The sequence below is a fragment of the Marinomonas maritima genome (genome assembly GCF_024435075.2).
Classification (GTDB): domain Bacteria; phylum Pseudomonadota; class Gammaproteobacteria; order Pseudomonadales; family Marinomonadaceae; genus Marinomonas; species Marinomonas maritima.
Map to the genome: position 1 here is coordinate 418,704 of NZ_JAMZEG020000004.1, position 18,315 is coordinate 437,018.

Genomic DNA, 18,315 nt, shown 5'->3' on the forward strand with positions numbered 1-18,315 from the left:
AGGGTGGGGTTATAAACTGTCAAATAACTGCTTTATAAACGCTTCTTTCTCACTGTCTTGATCGATCAAACTCAATATCACAGTCAAAAACGTGGAATCGTGTTTTTTCTCTGTCGTGGCAACCGATTGTATGTAGTAGTTAAGCCTATTTATCTTTCCGCCAAATTCCAAATCTAATACCGCTTGCCCCAGCACCTGTGGCACCACATCGTCGCTTTTAATGAACATGGTCGCTTCGGTCTTACTAAACTGGACAATCATACAACGGAACTGCTTGGCTTCAAATCGTACCAATGTAGGGATTTTGACATCTTTCACCGACGCGACAGGAGCATCAGGGTTTATAAACTTCGTCGCTTGCACTGGCGCGGATTTTCCAGCCCCCATCAATACATCCAATGATGCAGAGCTAACGCCACCAGGGGCATTAGAATCACGTGGTTTTTGTGAAGACAATTTACCATCAAGGTTGTGCTTTTTCGCAGCAGATATCACTTTATTAACTAACTGCTCGCTCGAAAATGGTTTACCCAGATAATCCGTCACACCCGACTGAACCGCTTCCACCACATGGCTTTTATCACCACGGCTGGTAATCATCACAAAAGGGACATCTTCTTTTTTATATTTTGGTTGTTCTCGACACCATTTAAGTAACTCGACACCTGTCATTTCAGGCATTTCCCAGTCACATAACACCATATCAAACTGTGCTTTCGTCAGCATTTGCTGAGCTTTACGACCATTCACCGCTTCTTCGATTTCAACCGCCGGAAACTGCTTACGCAAGGTTCGTCGAATCAAGTCACGTGTAAAAGAGGCATCATCTACTACCAAAATTTTTAACGACATTAAACAGTACCATTAGTGCGATCTAACAAAGCGGAAAAATCGCCATGCTCTGACCGGAAAACCGAAATCCACAACAACGTGGCTGCCACAACAGCTATCGGCATAACAAATAAATTGAAGAACGGAATCGTCAGGCCAACCATGACTATTGCGCCAAACGTCCAACATAATAAAGGCTTAGAACGCAGCGCCATTCTCATATCATGAAACTTAACCTTATTGTTATCAAAGGCATAATCCATATATTGAAGCGACAACATCCAAGCTGAAAATAATAATAACAATACAGGCGCAATGACATTAACAAGCGGAATAAAAGACAGCAAAAGCAGTAAAATAAAGCGTGGTAAAAAATACAATATTTTCTGACACTCCCTTTGTAGGCTACGTCCTATAATAGCCATGATAACACTGGTGCTTAGGCTTTCATCAAAGACTTTTCCTGTTTCTTTTTCTTCTACTTTTTCTGCCAAAAATGCCATAAAAGGCGCGGCTAAAATATTAACGCCTACAGAGAAGCTATAAAACAAAAGCACACTAATAATAGCGGCGAAAATCAGATAAAACAGCCAATTCAAAAAAGAAATCCATTCCGGTAAATACCCCATTGCAGAGTCCATTAGCGCTTGGAAATAGCTAAAGGCAACCATATACAACAGGCCCACTAATATAAAGTTTGCCAATAAAGGCGCCAATATAAACAACCTTAACTCTTTCGATAAGACCAAGGGGAACGCTCTTAAAAAAGCCCCGGCGGCTTTAAATGGGTGTGTTATCACGATGTCGTATTACCTTTTTTCTAATTTATATTAAGAAGTGAAGAATATCATGAGGACTTTCACGGCTCCACAACGCCTTTCCAATTAAAGAAGTCAATCATCCGAATCCATCGTATTTTCAAGCCTGATAGGCATAAGAAGTCATTTTTTCATCATACGCTTATTAATCTTACCTTTATCAGACGCATAACCTGATACGCAATTTCGATTGTGACCTTTAATGAATTGGGGAACTATGGAAATGTAAGACTGATAAAAATCCGTGCAGATATAGCTTTTAGATATAAAAAAGTGCACACCCAAAATAACTAAAAAGGGACATTATCAAAATGAAAAAAACATTGCTCGCCAGTGCCATCATGGCCACGTCATTTATTGCTCTGCAAGCCCAAGCTGCCGACGTACCAGCCGGTGTAGAGTTAGCCGCGAAACAAGAAATTATCCGCGGTGGAGGTTCTGAGCCGGCAACACTTGATCCACAAAAAATCGAAGGTACGCCAGGCTCTCAACGTGCACGAGATTTATTTGAAGGCCTTTATAGCCTAGACGGTGACGGCAATCTTATTCCAGGTGTCGCAACGCATTATGAAGCGAACAACGACAATACCCAATACACATTCCATTTACGCAAAGATGCAAAATGGTCAAATGGTCATTCTGTTACCGCTCATGACTTTGTTTATGGTTTTACTCGCGCTGTCGATCCAATGACGGCGTCACCCTATGCTTGGTTTATCGAAATTCCCTCTATCGTAAATGCATCTAAAATCATCGCAGGGGAAGCAAAGCCTTCGACTTTAGGCGTAAAAGCAATCGATGATTACACGTTCCAAGTCACTCTTGAGCGCCCTGTCCCTTATTTTGTAAAAATGACCGCGCACCAAACCATGTTTCCTGCACCGAAAGCGACGATTGAGAAATGGGGTAGCGATTGGACGAAACCAGAGCACATTGTTTCAAATGGTGCCTACAAAATGGACAGCTGGGTCGTCAACGAAAAAATGGTTTTCTCCCGTAATGAAAACTACTGGAATGATGCTAAAACCGTTATTAACCAAGTAACCTTCCTACCTATTGAATCGCCAAACGCTGAACTTAAGCGTTTCCAAGCGGGACAAATGGACATGAGTTACGAATTACCAAATGATCACTTCAAACAATTAACACGTGATATTCCAGACGAAGTGGTGGTCACCCCTAAACTCGGTACTTATTACTACCAATTCAACACAACAAAAGCACCATACAATGATGTTCGAGTTCGTAAAGCGCTTTCTTATGCCATTGACCGTAACATCATCGCTAAATTTGTAACGGGCACAGGAGAAATCCCAGCTTATTCATTTACGCCAGAAATAGTGAATGGTTTTTCACCTGAGACACCAGATTACGCCACATGGACACAAAAAGAGCGAAACGAAAAAGCCAAAGCACTGTTAGAAGAAGCAGGCTTCGATAAAAACCATCCTCTGTCTTTCAACTTGCTTTACAACACAAATGAAGATCACAAGAAAATCGCCATCGCGGTTTCTTCTATGTGGAAAAAGACGTTGGGAGTCAACGTGACACTTGAAAACCAAGAATGGAAAACCTACCTAGAAACGAAAAAGCATCAGCAGTTTGATGTGGCTCGCGCAGGCTGGATTGGTGACTACAACGAAGCGTCAACTATGTTGGATTTGCTAACCTCAACTCATGGTAATAACGACGGCAAATACAGCAATGCTGAATACGACGAGTTATTGCACGATGCTCGCACCATGCAAGACCCTTCCGCGAATTACAACAAAGCGGAGAAAGTTGCTATCGAGCAAGACATGGCGGTAGCACCTATTTACCAATACACATCTAAGCGTTTGGTTAAGTCCTATGTTGGCGGCTATGCGCCAAATCCAGAAGACAGCATCTACACGCGTGATATGTACATCATCAAGCACTAAATGTGTTATCTGCCCGATACAGATTGCTGTATCGGGCTCCTTTCTATTTCATTGAGTCCTAGTATTAGCTCCTGTTTATTGCTTTCAGACCTAATCAGGTAATTTTTATGTTTACATTTATTTCAAAACGCATTTTAGAAGCTATTCCAACCTTGTTAATTTTGATCACGGTTTCTTTTTTCTTAATGCATTCTGCGCCAGGAAGTCCGTTTTCTAGCGAGCGCACCTTGCCACCTGAAGTGTTAGCAAACATTAACGCAAAATATCACTTAGATGAGCCGGTGATTAACCAGTACTTTTACTATTTAGGCGGTTTACTGCAAGGGGATTTAGGTCCGTCTTTTCGCTATAAAGATTTCACCATTAACGAACTGATTGCGCAGAGCTTTCCTGTCTCTGCTGAAATTGGTATTTGGTCTTTTCTTATCGCGCTTATTATTGGTGTGGGTTGCGGTATTGTCGCCGCATTGCGCCAGAACTCATGGCTGGATTACAGTGTCATGGGCTTTGCCAACCTCGGGATTGTGTTACCTAATTTTGTTTTAGCGCCTTTGTGTATCCTATTTTTCTCCATTTATAATCATTGGCTTCCACCAGGTGGTTGGAATGGCGGCGCGTGGCCTTATTTGGTTATGCCGGTGATCGCCATGTCCACCAGCTATATTGCACAAATCGCCCGCATCACTCGCGGCAGCATGATTGAAACCATGCATTCCAATTTTATCCGCACCGCGCGGGCAAAAGGCTTGCCGAAATATCGAATTATTCTCCAGCATGCGTTGCGTCCCGCCATGCTACCCGTCATTTCTTATCTTGGGCCTGCGTTTGTCGGCATTGTGACAGGTTCCGTGATTGTGGATGTGTATTTTGGAACTGGCGGTATTGGCCAGCATTTCATTAATGGCGCATTGAATCGCGACTATTCCATGGTCATGGGGGTCACTATTTTGGTTGGCACACTCACGATTATTTTCAATGCCATCGTCGATGTTTTATACGCTGTTATTGACCCAAAAATTCGCTACTAAGGCCTCGTTAATATGATGACTACAAAAGACAAAATTCAGGCCGTCGAACAGTTCGCCGAAAAAGTGGTGGACGTAGAAGGTCGTAGTTTATGGCAAGACGCACGTCGTCGCTTTTTTTCTAACCACGCCGCGGTGATCAGCTTAATTATGCTCACTTTGATTGCTGCCATAGCTCTACTGGCGCCGCTATTCAGCCAATGGCATTACGAAGACATCGATTGGGAAGCGTTATCTGACATTGCAGTACTGGGCCGTCCAAACATAGAAAACGGTCACTACTTTGGTACCGACACATTGGGTCGCGATATTTTTGTGCGTACCATGCAAGGCGGCCAAATCTCATTACTGGTCGGCATCATGGGCAGCGCCGTAGCCATTGTTATTGGTACACTTTACGGTGCTACGTCTGGTTACATTGGCGGGCGTGTCGATAGTGTGATGATGCGCTTCTTAGAAATTCTTAACTCATTCCCTTTTATGTTTTTTGTGATCATTTTGATGACCTTATTTGGTCGTCATATCTTCTTGATCTTTGTCGCCATCGGCGCGATCTCTTGGCTCGATATGGCGCGGATCGTTCGTGGACAAACCTTAAGCTTGAAGAACAAAGAATACATTGAGGCCGCTTACGCGTGTGGCGTGTCGACGCCGAAAATAATTATGCGTCACATTGTGCCAAATGTGCTCGGGATTGTGGTGGTTTACGCCACACTGTTAGTTCCAAACATGATTTTGCTGGAATCTTTCATCAGCTTCTTAGGCTTAGGGGTTCAAGAACCTATGACTAGCTGGGGGGCGTTGATATCAGAAGGCGCTCAGAATATGGAAATTGCTATCTGGCAATTGGCTTGGCCGCTCGGTTTCTTAGTCGTCACCTTATTTTGTTTTAACTTCCTCGGCGATGGCTTACGCGATGCGCTTGACCCAAAAGACCGCTAAGGAGACCTTATGAACGCATTACAGACAAAAAATTTATTAGAGGTCACTAACTTGCGCGTGAATTTCAGAACGCCAGATGGTTTTGTGACAGCAGTGAATGACCTAAATTTTACTTTAGCGCAAGGCGAGACGTTAGGTATCGTTGGCGAATCGGGTTCAGGCAAAAGCCAAACCGCCTTTGCTCTCATGGGTTTGCTGGCCGGCAATGGCGTTATCGAAGGAGAAGCGCGCTTTAACGAGCAAAATATTCTTACCCTAAATGAAAAAGCGATGAATCGCATTCGCTCTAAAGAAATTGCGATGATCTTCCAAGACCCAATGACGTCATTGAATCCTTATATGAAAGTTGGCAAGCAGCTAATGGAAGTGTTGACCCTACACAAAGGCATGAGCAAAGCGGAGGCATTTGAAGCCTCGGTCAAGATGCTCGACGCCGTCAAGATGCCCGAAGCACGAAAACGCATGAGCATGTATCCGCACGAGTTTTCCGGCGGAATGAGACAACGCGTGATGATCGCCATGGCACTGCTGTGCCAACCTAAGCTGCTGATTGCCGATGAGCCAACCACAGCCCTCGATGTCACCGTGCAGGCGCAGATTTTAACCTTGTTAAACGAATTAAAAAGCGACTTCAATACGTCCATCATTATGATCACTCATGATCTGGGTGTGGTCGCAGGGTTATGTGACAAAGTATTGGTGATGTACGCTGGGCAAACCATGGAATACGGCACCGCAGAAGACGTGTTTTATCGTCCAACACACCCTTATACGCAAGGTCTGCTAAAAGCCATTCCACGCCTAGATGCCGATGACGAGGTGCTGTCTACCATTCTAGGAAATCCGCCTAACTTATTGCATTTACCACCGGGCTGCCCGTTCCATGCGCGCTGTGAATTCGCCAAAGATCGCTGCTTAGAAAGTATGCCGCCCTTGCAAGAGTTTGCACCGGGTCAGCTACGTGCTTGTCATAAATCCCTTGATGGGTGGGTTGCCTAATGAACACCTCAGATACTATTTTAATGGAAGTGAACAACTTGAAAGTCCACTTCAATATCAAATCCGATAACGCGTGGCCGTGGGAAAAGGGCCAAGCGTTAAAGGCCGTTGACGGCATTGATCTCACTATTTATGAAGGCGAAACGCTCGGTGTCGTGGGCGAATCTGGTTGTGGTAAATCGACTCTTGCCCGCGCTTTGTTACGTCTTGTGCCCATTACGGAAGGCAATGTAGTGTGGCTTGGCCAAGATCTAACGGATCTTGATAAAAAACAAATGCGCAGCAAACGCCAAGAACTGCAAATGATCTTTCAAGATCCATTAGCGTCGCTTGATCCTCGCATGACGGTGGGCGACATTATCTCCGAACCGCTCAATACCTTTCGACCAGAACTTTCAAAAGACGAGGTGAAAGCTGAGGTTCGTAAGATTATGGATCGCGTAGGTTTGTTACCTAATGTGATTAACCGCTACCCACATGAGTTCTCAGGTGGACAATGCCAACGTATTGGCATTGCGCGTGCTTTGATTCTAAAACCCAAGTTAGTTGTATGCGACGAGCCCGTGTCTGCTTTGGATGTATCCATCCAAGCTCAGGTGGTCAATTTACTAAAAGAGCTACAAGCGGAAATGGGCTTGTCTTTGGTGTTTATCGCCCATGATTTAAGTGTGGTAAAACACATTTCAGACCGCGTTTTGGTAATGTATTTAGGCAACGCCGTCGAGTTAGCCAGCAAAAAAACACTGTATGACAACCCTCAGCACCCATACACCAAAGCATTGCTATCAGCAGTGCCAGTACCTGACCCAAAAGTAGAGCGCGGTAAAAAAATCCAGTTATTAACGGGAGATTTACCGTCTCCGATTAGTCCGCCTTCGGGCTGTGTCTTTCGTACCCGTTGCCCGCATGCAAACGAAGGCTGTGCGCAACAAAAGCCTCTCTTGCAAGTGCTGTCCAAAGAACATCAGGTGGCCTGTTCGCGTTTAGCTGAAATTACATGACGGGAAAGTAAATACAATCAAGACATAAAAAGCCGCTTTGACATTACTCCTTTGATTAACGTCAAAGCGGCTTTTTTGTGTTTCGAATACGATGTTATTTCATATCCACCTAGTATTAACGACAAAAGCCCGCTATTTTTGTCTATCATGTACCTTTTTCTCACTCAATGGCGTTAAGGTCCTCATCTATGCATCCACTCTATCTTCTTGTGTTTCTTTTCTTCGGTCTTAGTTCTACTTCGTCTTATGCTTTAGAAAAACCGAACAGCAGAATAATGCTAACGGTATCGGGGGTAATTAAAACAACCAACTCAGAACAGTATGCAACGTTTGATATGGCCATGTTACAAGCATTACCTCAGTACGTGATCACCACCCATAACCCATGGACAAAAGGCATACATACCTATCAAGGTTTTTCTGCCATAGACCTATTAAAACGCTTAGAAAGCCAAGGCACTCTCTTGAAAGTCACTGCACTCAATGAGTACATGACGGAAATCCCACTCAGCGATTTTATAGAAAACGGGGCTATTTTTGCCACGCATCAAGACGGCAAGCCGATGAGCGTTAGAGGTCTTGGTCCTATTATGGTGATCTACCCGTTTGATGAGCGTGAAGAGCTAAAATCTGAAGTGTTTTACGGTCGCTCTATCTGGCAAGTAGACCGCATCAAATTGATTGCGTTAACGGAGTAAAAAAATGCGCTTATTCAAAGAAAGTGCTTGGCAATCAAAATTTAAGCAATCGGTACTTTACGGCTTTATTGCTTTTATCATTACTATTTCTATCGCCGTGTTTGGCATCATTACCTACACCAATGACAGTTCAAAAGATAACAGCCGTCGCGTTTTTGAAAGCTCTTTATGGAATGCCCTGCAACTTCAAGTGCAGTCTTATCGCTTTCTCAACTACTTAATTGCACTAGATGAAAACGACTACCCTCTTAACGGTAACGCGTTCTTTGAATATGACTTGTTAATGAGCCGAGTCGACCTGTTAAGAGAGGGTGCGGTAGGGTCACTTATCCGCACCTTTGAGGGTGGACGCACAATAAGACTACTGAACATTATTAACGGTGAACTCGAATTACTCAGTTTCAATTTGTCCAGAATGGAGGGCGGCGACTCGTCTTATCTCCCCAATTTAATTGATCGTGTTCAACGTATTGAAGATCAAATTAATGAGTTTGTCACTCTAGTCAACAAAGGCAGCAATGAATACATCACGGCTGAACATCAAATACTTCAAAAGAATTTAAACTACATTCAGCTTTTATCGATGGCGCTCTTAGTGTGCTTATTGCTCTTCTGTTTTTTTACCATAAAGGGACTATCAGAGCTAAGAAGGGTCTTTAGGCACAATAAAAACCTCACACTAGGCATACAGACCGTTCATGAAGACAAAGCCAACATGTTGTCCTTTATTAACCAAGAAATACGCTTCCCCGTTAATGTCATTATGGGTGTCGCTAACACATTAAATCACCCCACCTCAATAAACGATACGAAAGTCCTTTCGAAACATATTGAAGAGTCAGGGCATCAGCTTCTTCAAACCATAGAAATGCTGTCTGATCTGGCGCTTATTGACGCAAAAAAACTGACACTAACCCCAACCACTGAACACCTACCCAGTATCATCGAAGATTGTCTTACTCTTTTTGAACCTCAGATGGCTCGCAAAGATCTGCAGAGTGTTGTCTACATAGACCCTCTTCTGTCTAAGCTCATCCACTTAGATTTTATTCGCACCAAAGAAATCATCATTGCCTTACTGCAAAATGCCATTGCGCACACACCCTCCGGCAGCATCAGTTTACAAATCAGACCATCCGCATTAAGTGCGCCTAAAATATCGCTCCCAACTGGTATGAAAGAAGCAAGTGTGCTGCAAATTGCCCTTCGAGACACAGGCCTTGGCATGCCAAATGATTTACAGCAGAATTTAAGAATCAACCCAGCTTTACCCATGCAAAAAGAAGGGCCTATGCCAAGCAAGGTAGGGTTAAGTTTGGCGCTGTGTCATAAATTGGTTTACTTGATGCAAGGTGAAATGCATTTTTCCAGCGCGCCACAAAAAGGCTCTGAGTTCTGGATTGACATCCCATTCTATGTACCGAACACCAGCCTAACAGCACAACAAACCACTTTTCGTTGTCCAGATAAAACACACGCCTTACTCATAGAAACCGACGCACACCTCGCAAAAGTGATCAGCTTACAGCTGGCGACATTTAATATTGATGTTGCCTTTTCAAAGGATGGCAGTTTCCAAGAACACAAAGACTTTGATCTTGTCATCATAGGTAACACGCCAAAATTCGAACGAGAAGCCAACGACGCAATCTCGCAGCGACAAGCAAAAGCATGTCCGATATTCAGCTATCACCCTCAGGCTATTAACACCCCAGAATACCCAGTCATAGCGTTGCATTTTCCGTTAACACAAAGCCAACTAGAGCCGCTTATTGCGAGTGTGTTTACTCACCAAAGCAGATCGAAAAAGGCTAATAACCATGATTGATCACGCACAGCTGGACACGCTCACCCAGTTATTAGGCAAAGACACCATAAATCAAATACGCTTAGAATATGTTCAAGACAGCCGTCAAAAAATGACGATATTATTGGACGCTTGGGAGGAAAGAAATTATCAAGAGTTGCAGAACGTGAGTCATTCACTCAAATCCTCCAGCTTAAATATGGCGATGTTAGTATTTGCTAAACAATGTCAGCTGATCGAAAATTTTGCATCACAACACAATGAACAGGAAATACAAGCCATCATAGATGACCTGCTTGCCCTGCATAAAATCTCATTAAAAGCGCTGGCAGCGTATTTTTCATAACGCATTCATAGTGACCAAGTAACGTCTGTGGCCTTGATGAACGTCGCCACAAAGGACGCAATTCCAGCTTGATCGGTCTCAGAAAACCGGCCTACTTTTGGGCTGTCCATATCAAAAACAGCCACCAGCTTACCGTCTACAACAACCGGAACCACCAATTCAGAGGCCGACATGGCATCACACGCAATATGCCCATCAAATGCATGAACATCATCAATGCGCTGAACCTGTAAGGTTTGAGCCGCTTTACCACATACGCCACGACCGAATGGAATTCGCGTACAGGCCACTTTTCCCACGTAAGGCCCCAGAACCAACTCTTCGTTACGAGCAAAATAAAAGCCAGACCAATTCAGATCCACTATCGTTTGCATGACAAAGGCAGAAAACTGAGCCGCATTACAAATAAGGTCTCGCTCTCCGCTTAATAACGCCGCCAGCTGGGCATTGAGCTCTTGATAAGTAATCTCAAGGGAGGCGGTTGAATCAACTTCTATGGTAAACATCGCATTTTGCACCAGATAAAACGAAAGTCTGATAATAGCAAAGTCCACACCTTAGCCAACGACTAAACACTGCGAATGAAAGAAAAATAGAGGCCAAGAAGACCGTATCGATAAAAAAGGCGCAAAAAACCATCGACTCCCTTGTTCGTTTTCAACAAGTCACAAGAGAGCGATGGCTCATACTTTCAGTAACACAGAACCGTTCTTGTACTATTTGTCTTCTATTTCACGAGCAAGGTCATTCGCATTAATGTGGCGAACGTCGATTCCTTTGACCATAAAAATCAAATGCTGACAAGTATAACGTGCATGATCACCAATACGTTCAAGTGAACGAAGTACCCAAATCACATTAATCACACGTGAAATACTACGCGGATCTTCCATCATGTAGGTTACCAAGGATCGCATGGCTGTATTATATTCTTTGTCTACAAGACGGTCTTGTTTGGCGACTTTGATGGCCGCACCTATGTCAAGACGAGCATAGGCATCCAAAGTGTCATGAATCATACGTGACACCATTTGGCCAATTCGGTTGATCTCCACATACCCGCGTGGAGATTCGCCTTCATCAACCAAGTTCAAGGTAAGATTAGCGATTTTCTTCGCTTCATCACCAATGCGCTCTAATTCACTCACGGCTTTGCTGATGGATAAGATCATGCGTAAATCTGACGCTGCAGGCTGACGTTTCGCTAAAATTCGTCGGCACTCTTCATCAATAAGACCGTCTAATTGATTCACCGTCAGGTCTTTATCTCTTACTTCTTCAGCTAAAGAACCATTGCCGTCGAGCAAGGCTTGAACCGCATACTGTACCTGCGTTTCAACAACGCCACCCATGGTCAAAAAGTGTTGGCGTAGCATTTCTAGCTCATTATTAAACTGCTTAGAAATATGATCCGTTGTTAACTCTTTCATAATGCGTCCTCCCTCTAGCCGTAGCGACCCGTGATGTAGTCTTCTGTTTGCTGCTTGCTTGGATTCGTAAATAAAGAGTTGGTATCACCAAACTCGATCAAATCCCCCATGTACATAAACGCCGTATAATCAGATACGCGCGCCGCCTGCTGCATATTGTGAGTCACAATCGCAATGGTAAACTCGTTCTTCAACTCATGAATCAATTCTTCAATCTTCAAAGTTGAAATAGGGTCCAATGCCGACGCAGGCTCATCCAACAACAATACTTCAGGTTTTACCGCGACCGTGCGCGCAATCACCAAACGCTGCTGCTGACCACCAGACATACCCAACGCACTTTCATGTAGACGATCTTTTACTTCGTCCCACAACGCGGCAGAACGTAAGGCCCATTCAACGGTTTCGTCTAACAGGCGTTTTTTATTAATGCCTTGAATGCGCAAGCCGTAAGCGACGTTCTCGTAAATACTTTTTGGAAACGGGTTGGGCTTTTGAAATACCATACCAACACGACGACGTAATTCTGCTACATCGGTGCCTTTTGCATAGATATTTTGGTCACGTAGATTGATTTCACCCGTAATACGGCAACCGTCGACTAAATCGTTCATACGATTAAAACAGCGCAATAACGTCGATTTACCACAACCGGACGGTCCGATAAATGCCGTTACCTTTTTCTCAGGGATAATCATATTCACCCCTTTTAGCGCTTCTTTTTCACCGTAATAAAGGTGCAAATCATTCACCGCTAGGCAAACAGTTTCATTCTCAATGCGCAATGCCTGTTGGCTGCGCTGCAATGCTGAAATATCGATAGAGTGTGTTTTTACGTCGCTCATACTGTTCTCTTCTTAAAGTAATCTCGTCTTAGCCGCTTACATTTCCAGCGATTTGTATTTTTCACGTAAATGGTTACGAATCGTTACTGCTGATAGGTTAAGCAAAGCAATAACAATCACGAGCAATAAGGCCGTGGCGTACACAAGAGGTCGTGCCGCTTCCACATTCGGACTTTGGAAACCAACGTCGTAAATATGAAACCCTAAATGCATGAATTTTTGGTCTAAATGGATGTAGGGATAATTGCCATCTAACGGCAATGATGGCGCGAGTTTCACCACACCCACCAACATCAATGGCGCCACTTCACCGGCCGCCCGAGCAACAGCAAGAATAACACCCGTCATGATCGCAGGGCTTGCCATCGGCAACACCACACGCCACAAGGTTTCCGCTTTCGTTGCACCCAATGCCAAGCTCCCCTCACGAACATTACGAGGAATACGAGACAATCCCTCTTCGGTCGCCACAATCACCACAGGGACTGTCAAGAGAGCCAGAGTGATAGACGCCCACATTAAACCACCAGTACCAAATGTTGGTGACGGTAAGGCTTCAGGGAAGAACGCTTGGTCAATGCCTGACCCTAGGAAGTAAATAAAGAAACCTAAGCCAAACACACCATAAACAATAGATGGCACGCCCGCTAAGTTGTTTACCGCGATGCGAATAATACGAGTCACCCAACCTTGCGATGCGTATTCACGCAAATACACGGCAGCCACCACACCAAACGGTGTGACCAGAACAGTCATCAACAACACCATCATCACCGTACCGAAAATAGCAGGGAACACACCACCTTCTGTATTGGCTTCACGAGGTTCATCCGACAAGAACTCCCACAATTTAGTGAAGTAAAAACGCATCTTCTGACCAATATTCATCGAGTTCGCACGGAAAGCGTGAACAATTTTAGCCACTGGCAATTCGTGCTCAGTACCGTCCATCACTTGTACCACGAACGTATCACGATTAATTTGGGCATATAAGTCGATCAAGCTTTGCTGTAACCCTTTGTACTCTTCGTCGTATTGGCTTCGCTCTACCGCAAGGTCTGCTTGCGCCGCTGGCGTTAACTTGCCTTCAAGTTCAAGACGGCGTTGTGTTAAGCGAATACGCTCAAGAGCATGGTTAATCTTACCAATATCGCCTTTCTCAATGTCATGAATGGCATTGTGAATGCTCTCTACGCGTTCAATACTTTTCTCAAACGTACTCCACGTCGCCAAAGCGGACTCGGTAGGGGTCAAATCGCTTGTTTCAGAAACGATGTTTCCATCTTCTTTTACGGCTTTTAAGTAGCCGTACAAGTTCCCCCACTCACGACGTTCCGCTGTGAATAGCATTTCCGGACGCTGTGTTTTCGTGAGGTACTCGTCGATTACCCAACGAAAATCTGAACCGTACACATCACGGTTACCCGTTTTCATCAAGGTACGCTGCATCAACTGATGCTCGTCAGGAATATCGATTCCTGCTCCGCGTAACTGCGCAGCCGATACCTCAACACTTTCTACCCGTTCCGCCACGATATTGTATTCAGATTCACCCGGCAAAGCGTAATGAGACTCCACAACATCCGCTGGCCAAAAGTGTCCAAGACCTCGCACCGCAATCAGTAATAATAAACCCACCACCATGATGACCGAAATCGCCACAGCACCCGCATTCAGCCACACCCATGGATCACCTGATTTGACCCATTCGGATACGGACTTTTTCTTCATTTTCATCTCAGTACTCATTATAGCGACCCGTATTTTTTGCGTAGGTGCTGACGCACGGTTTCGGCGATTGTGTTCACAATAAAGGTGAAGATAAAGAGCACAAAGGCCGCCAAGAACAAGATACGATAGTGAGAACTTCCCACTTCAGATTCCGGTACTTCCACTGCCAAGTTGGCCGCTAAAGTCCGCATTCCTTCAAAGATATTCACGTCCATAATTGGCGTGTTACCCGTTGCCATCAAGACAATCATGGTTTCACCAACAGCGCGCCCCATACCAATCATGACCGCAGAGAAAATCCCTGGACTCGCGGTTGGTAGCACCACGCGAGTCATGGTTTGCCAGTAGGTTGCACCCAATGCCAAAGACCCTTGAGTTAACGCTTTCGGCACACTAAAGATCGCATCTTCGGTAATAGAGAAGATAGTTGGAATAACCGCAAAGCCCATCGCAAAACCCACCACCAGCGCATTACGTTGGTCGAAAGTAATGCCCAGATCATTCGTGATCCAGCCTCGAACGTTACCGTCAAAGACGTTCAATTCAATGACCGGACTCAATGCCAAACAGAACCACGCAAGGAAAACGACCACAGGAATCAACACCAATGGTTGCCAACCTTCAGGCACCAACCAGCGAATGTTCTGAGGTAAGCGAGACCAAAGGTAGGCAAAAAGAAGTATACCGACTGGTAATATCACCAAAATGCTGAAAGTAGCCACTAGGTTTTCTTCCAGAAAAGGCGCGAAGAACAAACCCGCCAAGAAGCCCAAAATTACCGTAGGCAAGGCCTCCATTAACTCGATCACCGGCTTGATCTTACGACGCAGCGCTGGCGCCATGAAATAAGCAGTGTAAATCGCACCACAAATAGCCAAGGGCACCGCCATCAACATGGCATAAAACGCCGCTTTCAAGGTACCAAATGCTAATGGCATCAAGCTGTATTTAGGTTCAAAGTCGTTATTTGCTGCGGAAGACTGCCAGGTGTAAGTCGGCTCTTGATAGCCTTCGTACCACACTTTGCCCCACAAAGAAGACCAAGATACTTCTGGGTGCTCATTGTCCACTCGGAAGAAGTGCAAACCTTTGCTGTCTTCCAACAGTAAACCATTCGCACGCGGTGCAAAGCTGATCATACGAGCCGTGTTGTCACTCAACTTTTCATTGACCACTTGTCGAGTCGACGTCGCATTATAAATCGCGACTAGACCACGTTCGTCCAGCGTTGCAAAACCTTTACGACGTTGCTCCATCGCTAAGTCCACTAAAGTAATGGGCTGTTTTACATCGCGGATAAACGTCAGCTTTTCTTCGTTTGTCTCATCATTTCGAACGTTAAACCACTGGCTCACACGACCAGAAGAATCCGCCACCATAATAGAAGACTTACCCAATAAATAGCTCATCGAAACAAGCTCAGTACTGGCGTCTTTAAATAAGGGAACTTCATCTTTCAGTTCAATGTTATCAAAATCACGCAGATCAAATTCACTCATCGCACCAGAACGTGTTGCCACATAAAGGTAACGCTGATTACCACTCAGCAACATACTCGCGGCATTTGGAACAAAAGGTAACGGCTCGCTTTGTTCACTCAGTTCCACTTCTTCGGTGATAAAATTAACGTCTTTCGTCACCTTAGTAATAGCACTACTCGACTCGCCAATCGCCGCCATGGTTAAACTGTCGCTGCCATCACGAATCGTTAATTTCTTAATCAAGAAATCAGCAACATCAACAGGCTCTTCGCCGTAAGGGTATTCAACAATGGGAGTAATTTTTCGTTTCCCATCTGGATAGGAAATGCGGTAATCGTGCTTCACAATTAACGCTTTACCATCCTCATAACCAAACGCCATCAAGTGACTGGTATCAGATTCAACGGCAAAGGCGGTGACTTTTTCAGTGCGACGATTTTTAACCGTGTCGATCACGCTACCATCCGCAACAGAGAAGAACACAATACTGCCATTGCTCGTCACGCGCATGCCGACTTCAGCTTGTTCTTCTGTCGTTAAGTAAAGACTTTCACCTTGATCTTCTGCTGGTAGCGTATAGCTGGCTTCAGCATCAATACTGGCGCTTGAGAACAAAGGCGCCACTTCGTAAAGTAAATAAAAGCAAATTAGCAGCACAGCCAAAATAACACTGCTGCCTCCTAGCGCAATACCCATTCCAGCCATGCGGTCTTTCAGGGCGCGAATTTTACGATGACGCTTTAAAGCTGGTGTATTGAAATCCAGTTCAGGCATCTGATGGTCAGTTGATTTAGTCATCCGCTTTCATCTTAGTTGTGTGATGTTTTTATATGACAGTAGTGTGACAGCTAACGGAACAAGAAAAATAGGAGAGCGTTTCGGCCCTCCTATTATTAGCATCTCATCCGTAAGCTCGCTACAGCGTTGCTTAGTTAATACCTAGATCTTTTAGGTACTTATTCGCTACTTTTGCTGGTAGAGGTACATAACCGTCTTTTACGACAACCTCTTGGCCCATTTTAGAAAGGACCATTTTAACAAACTCACGCTGCAATGGAGCAAGTGGCTTGTTAGGTGCTTTGTTTACATAAACGTATAAGAAACGAGACAGAGGATATTTACCCGTTGCTGCGTTCTCAGAGGTTGCTTCAATAAAAGCGCCGCCTTCTTTCTTAGTCAATGCCACGGCACGAACTGAAGACGTTTTGTAGCCAATACCAGAGTAACCAATACCGTTAAGAGAAGTAGAAACAGACTGAACAACAGACGCAGAACCTGGCTGCTCGTTTACGCTGTTTTTGAAGTCACCTTTGAAAAGTGCGTTTGATTTGAAGTAACCGTACGTACCAGACACTGAGTTACGGCCAAACAACTGAACATCACGGTTTGCCCAAGCACCCGTTAGACCAGCTTTACCCCAGTTAGTGATGTCTTCGCTGTGACCGCCCTTACGTGTAGAAGAGAAGATCGCATCCACTTCTGGAAGTGACAAACCTTTGATTGGGTTATCTTTATGTACGAAAACCGCTAGCGCATCGATTGCCACTGGGACTGCAGTTGGCTTGTAGCCATATTTTTTCTCAAACGCTGCGATTTCTTTGTCTTTCATCATACGAGACATAGGACCGAAGTTTGATGTACCTTCCGTCAATGCTGGTGGCGCAGTAGAAGAGCCGGCCGCTTGAATTTGAATGTTTACATTTGGGTATAGACGCTTAAAGTCTTCTGCCCACAATGTCATCAAGTTCGCTAGAGTATCAGAGCCAACACTTGAAATATTTCCTGAAACGCCGCTTGCCTTGTTGTAAGACATTAAATTTGAATCAACATCGGCAAAAGCGTTAAAAGAAACGCCTACTGCTGCTGTCATTGCTAAACCTGCAACTAGTTTTTTCATCACATAAACCTCAGTGGTTATAGTCAAATATTTATGAGCAAGTGCCCATAGCTCGTTCGATAGAGCTACTATAAAAAAGTCTTGTGACAAAAATGTTACACAGTGAAATATTTCAAAAAAATTTAAGCAGTGATCTACTGCTAAAAGCTCACTTCCAAAAAACACCGGAAACCACCATGCCTAAATTCAGCTATAACGAGCACTTTAGAATAATTCAAAGTTGGTCAGTAGGCGGTGCAGTACAGGAACACAGTATTGTCACTGATGAGGTTGAAAACGATTTTTCTGCACAGCAAGACTTTATTCCTGAAAAATATAGTTCACGAAAAATGGCTTTGCTACGTTAGAATTATCTTGTAATTTAAGAGCCGAGAATCCTAGTTCTTTATAAGGCCTGAGTTTGGTATCGCTTTTTCTGAGTAAGTTGCTTATATTAGTTGTTCATTTATAGGTCACCTTGCTAAATTGTGTGGGTACTTGAAACACATAAGGAACTGGTTATCTCTTCTATGACTATTATTGAGATGTAAGCTTCATGAAAT

At 44.3% G+C, this 18,315-nt stretch carries 17 protein-coding genes; 9 read left to right on the forward strand and 8 right to left on the reverse strand.

Annotated features, from left to right (window positions below; translation table 11 throughout):
• Nucleotides 1–9 precede the first annotated feature (9 nt).
• Nucleotides 10–852, reverse strand: a complete 843-nt coding sequence (locus M3I01_RS17090; RefSeq protein ID WP_255897128.1) for a response regulator — start codon at nt 850–852, stop codon at nt 10–12.
• On the reverse strand, nt 852–1,631 hold the full coding sequence (gene cysZ / locus M3I01_RS17095; protein WP_275565208.1) for a sulfate transporter CysZ: 780 nt from the start codon (nt 1,629–1,631) through the stop codon (nt 852–854). The genes M3I01_RS17090 and cysZ overlap by 1 nt, the downstream gene beginning before the upstream one ends.
• A 329-nt stretch (nt 1,632–1,960) precedes the next feature.
• Here cysZ and M3I01_RS17100 point away from each other — a divergent pair, with 329 nt between their 5' ends.
• The 8 genes from M3I01_RS17100 (at nt 1,961) to M3I01_RS17135 (ending at nt 10,389) form a co-directional block, all read left to right on the forward strand.
• Entirely contained in the window at nt 1,961–3,571 is a 1,611-nt protein-coding gene (locus M3I01_RS17100; RefSeq protein ID WP_275565209.1) for an ABC transporter substrate-binding protein, read from the forward strand.
• Between the two features lie 107 nt (nt 3,572–3,678).
• Nucleotides 3,679–4,599, forward strand: a complete 921-nt coding sequence (gene oppB, locus M3I01_RS17105; RefSeq protein ID WP_112135990.1) for an oligopeptide ABC transporter permease OppB — start codon at nt 3,679–3,681, stop codon at nt 4,597–4,599.
• 12 nt (nt 4,600–4,611) lie between these two features.
• Nucleotides 4,612–5,538 carry an oligopeptide ABC transporter permease OppC gene (gene oppC, locus M3I01_RS17110; RefSeq protein ID WP_255897131.1) on the forward strand — a complete coding sequence of 309 codons (927 nt, stop codon included), beginning with the start codon at nt 4,612–4,614 and terminating at the stop codon, nt 5,536–5,538.
• Between the two features lie 9 nt (nt 5,539–5,547).
• Nucleotides 5,548–6,537 carry an ABC transporter ATP-binding protein gene (oppD, locus tag M3I01_RS17115; RefSeq protein WP_255897133.1) on the forward strand — a complete coding sequence of 330 codons (990 nt, stop codon included), beginning with the start codon at nt 5,548–5,550 and terminating at the stop codon, nt 6,535–6,537.
• The gene (gene oppF, locus M3I01_RS17120) at nt 6,537–7,538 is read left to right on the forward strand and encodes a murein tripeptide/oligopeptide ABC transporter ATP binding protein OppF (protein ID WP_255897136.1); all 1,002 of its coding nucleotides are present in this window, start codon (nt 6,537–6,539) and stop codon (nt 7,536–7,538) included. The genes oppD and oppF overlap by 1 nt, the downstream gene beginning before the upstream one ends.
• A gap of 188 nt (nt 7,539–7,726) precedes the next feature.
• Nucleotides 7,727–8,236: a hypothetical protein gene (locus tag M3I01_RS17125; RefSeq protein ID WP_255897137.1), complete on the forward strand. Its 510-nt coding sequence runs from the start codon at nt 7,727–7,729 to the stop codon at nt 8,234–8,236.
• Between the two features lie 4 nt (nt 8,237–8,240).
• Nucleotides 8,241–10,064 carry a sensor histidine kinase gene (locus M3I01_RS17130; protein ID WP_255897138.1) on the forward strand — a complete coding sequence of 608 codons (1,824 nt, stop codon included), beginning with the start codon at nt 8,241–8,243 and terminating at the stop codon, nt 10,062–10,064.
• Entirely contained in the window at nt 10,057–10,389 is a 333-nt protein-coding gene (locus tag M3I01_RS17135) for an Hpt domain-containing protein (protein ID WP_255897143.1), read from the forward strand. Before M3I01_RS17130 ends, M3I01_RS17135 begins: the two co-directional genes overlap by 8 nt.
• 5 nt (nt 10,390–10,394) lie before the next feature.
• On the opposite strand, the gene M3I01_RS17140 is transcribed toward M3I01_RS17135, so the two are convergent.
• The 6 genes from M3I01_RS17140 to M3I01_RS17165 form a co-directional block, all read right to left on the reverse strand.
• On the reverse strand, nt 10,395–10,895 hold the full coding sequence (locus M3I01_RS17140; protein WP_255897144.1) for a GAF domain-containing protein: 501 nt from the start codon (nt 10,893–10,895) through the stop codon (nt 10,395–10,397).
• 210 nt (nt 10,896–11,105) lie between these two features.
• The gene (phoU, locus tag M3I01_RS17145; RefSeq protein WP_255897146.1) at nt 11,106–11,819 is read right to left on the reverse strand and encodes a phosphate signaling complex protein PhoU; all 714 of its coding nucleotides are present in this window, start codon (nt 11,817–11,819) and stop codon (nt 11,106–11,108) included.
• 14 nt (nt 11,820–11,833) lie between these two features.
• On the reverse strand, nt 11,834–12,664 hold the full coding sequence (pstB, locus tag M3I01_RS17150) for a phosphate ABC transporter ATP-binding protein PstB (RefSeq protein ID WP_176336631.1): 831 nt from the start codon (nt 12,662–12,664) through the stop codon (nt 11,834–11,836).
• A 36-nt stretch (nt 12,665–12,700) separates the two neighbouring features.
• A complete protein-coding gene (gene pstA / locus M3I01_RS17155) occupies nt 12,701–14,401 on the reverse strand; it encodes a phosphate ABC transporter permease PstA (protein ID WP_255897152.1) in 1,701 nt (566 codons plus the stop codon).
• An 11-nt stretch (nt 14,402–14,412) separates the two neighbouring features.
• Entirely contained in the window at nt 14,413–16,674 is a 2,262-nt protein-coding gene (locus M3I01_RS17160) for an ABC transporter permease subunit (protein ID WP_255897153.1), read from the reverse strand.
• 130 nt (nt 16,675–16,804) lie between these two features.
• Complete coding sequence (locus M3I01_RS17165; RefSeq protein WP_255897154.1) at nt 16,805–17,773, reverse strand: PstS family phosphate ABC transporter substrate-binding protein; 969 nt, start codon at nt 17,771–17,773, stop codon at nt 16,805–16,807.
• Nucleotides 17,774–17,949: 176 nt separating this feature from the next.
• On the opposite strand from M3I01_RS17165, the gene M3I01_RS17170 reads away from it, so the two are divergent.
• Nucleotides 17,950–18,120: a hypothetical protein gene (locus M3I01_RS17170; protein ID WP_275565210.1), complete on the forward strand. Its 171-nt coding sequence runs from the start codon at nt 17,950–17,952 to the stop codon at nt 18,118–18,120.
• Nucleotides 18,121–18,315: the final 195 nt, after the last annotated feature.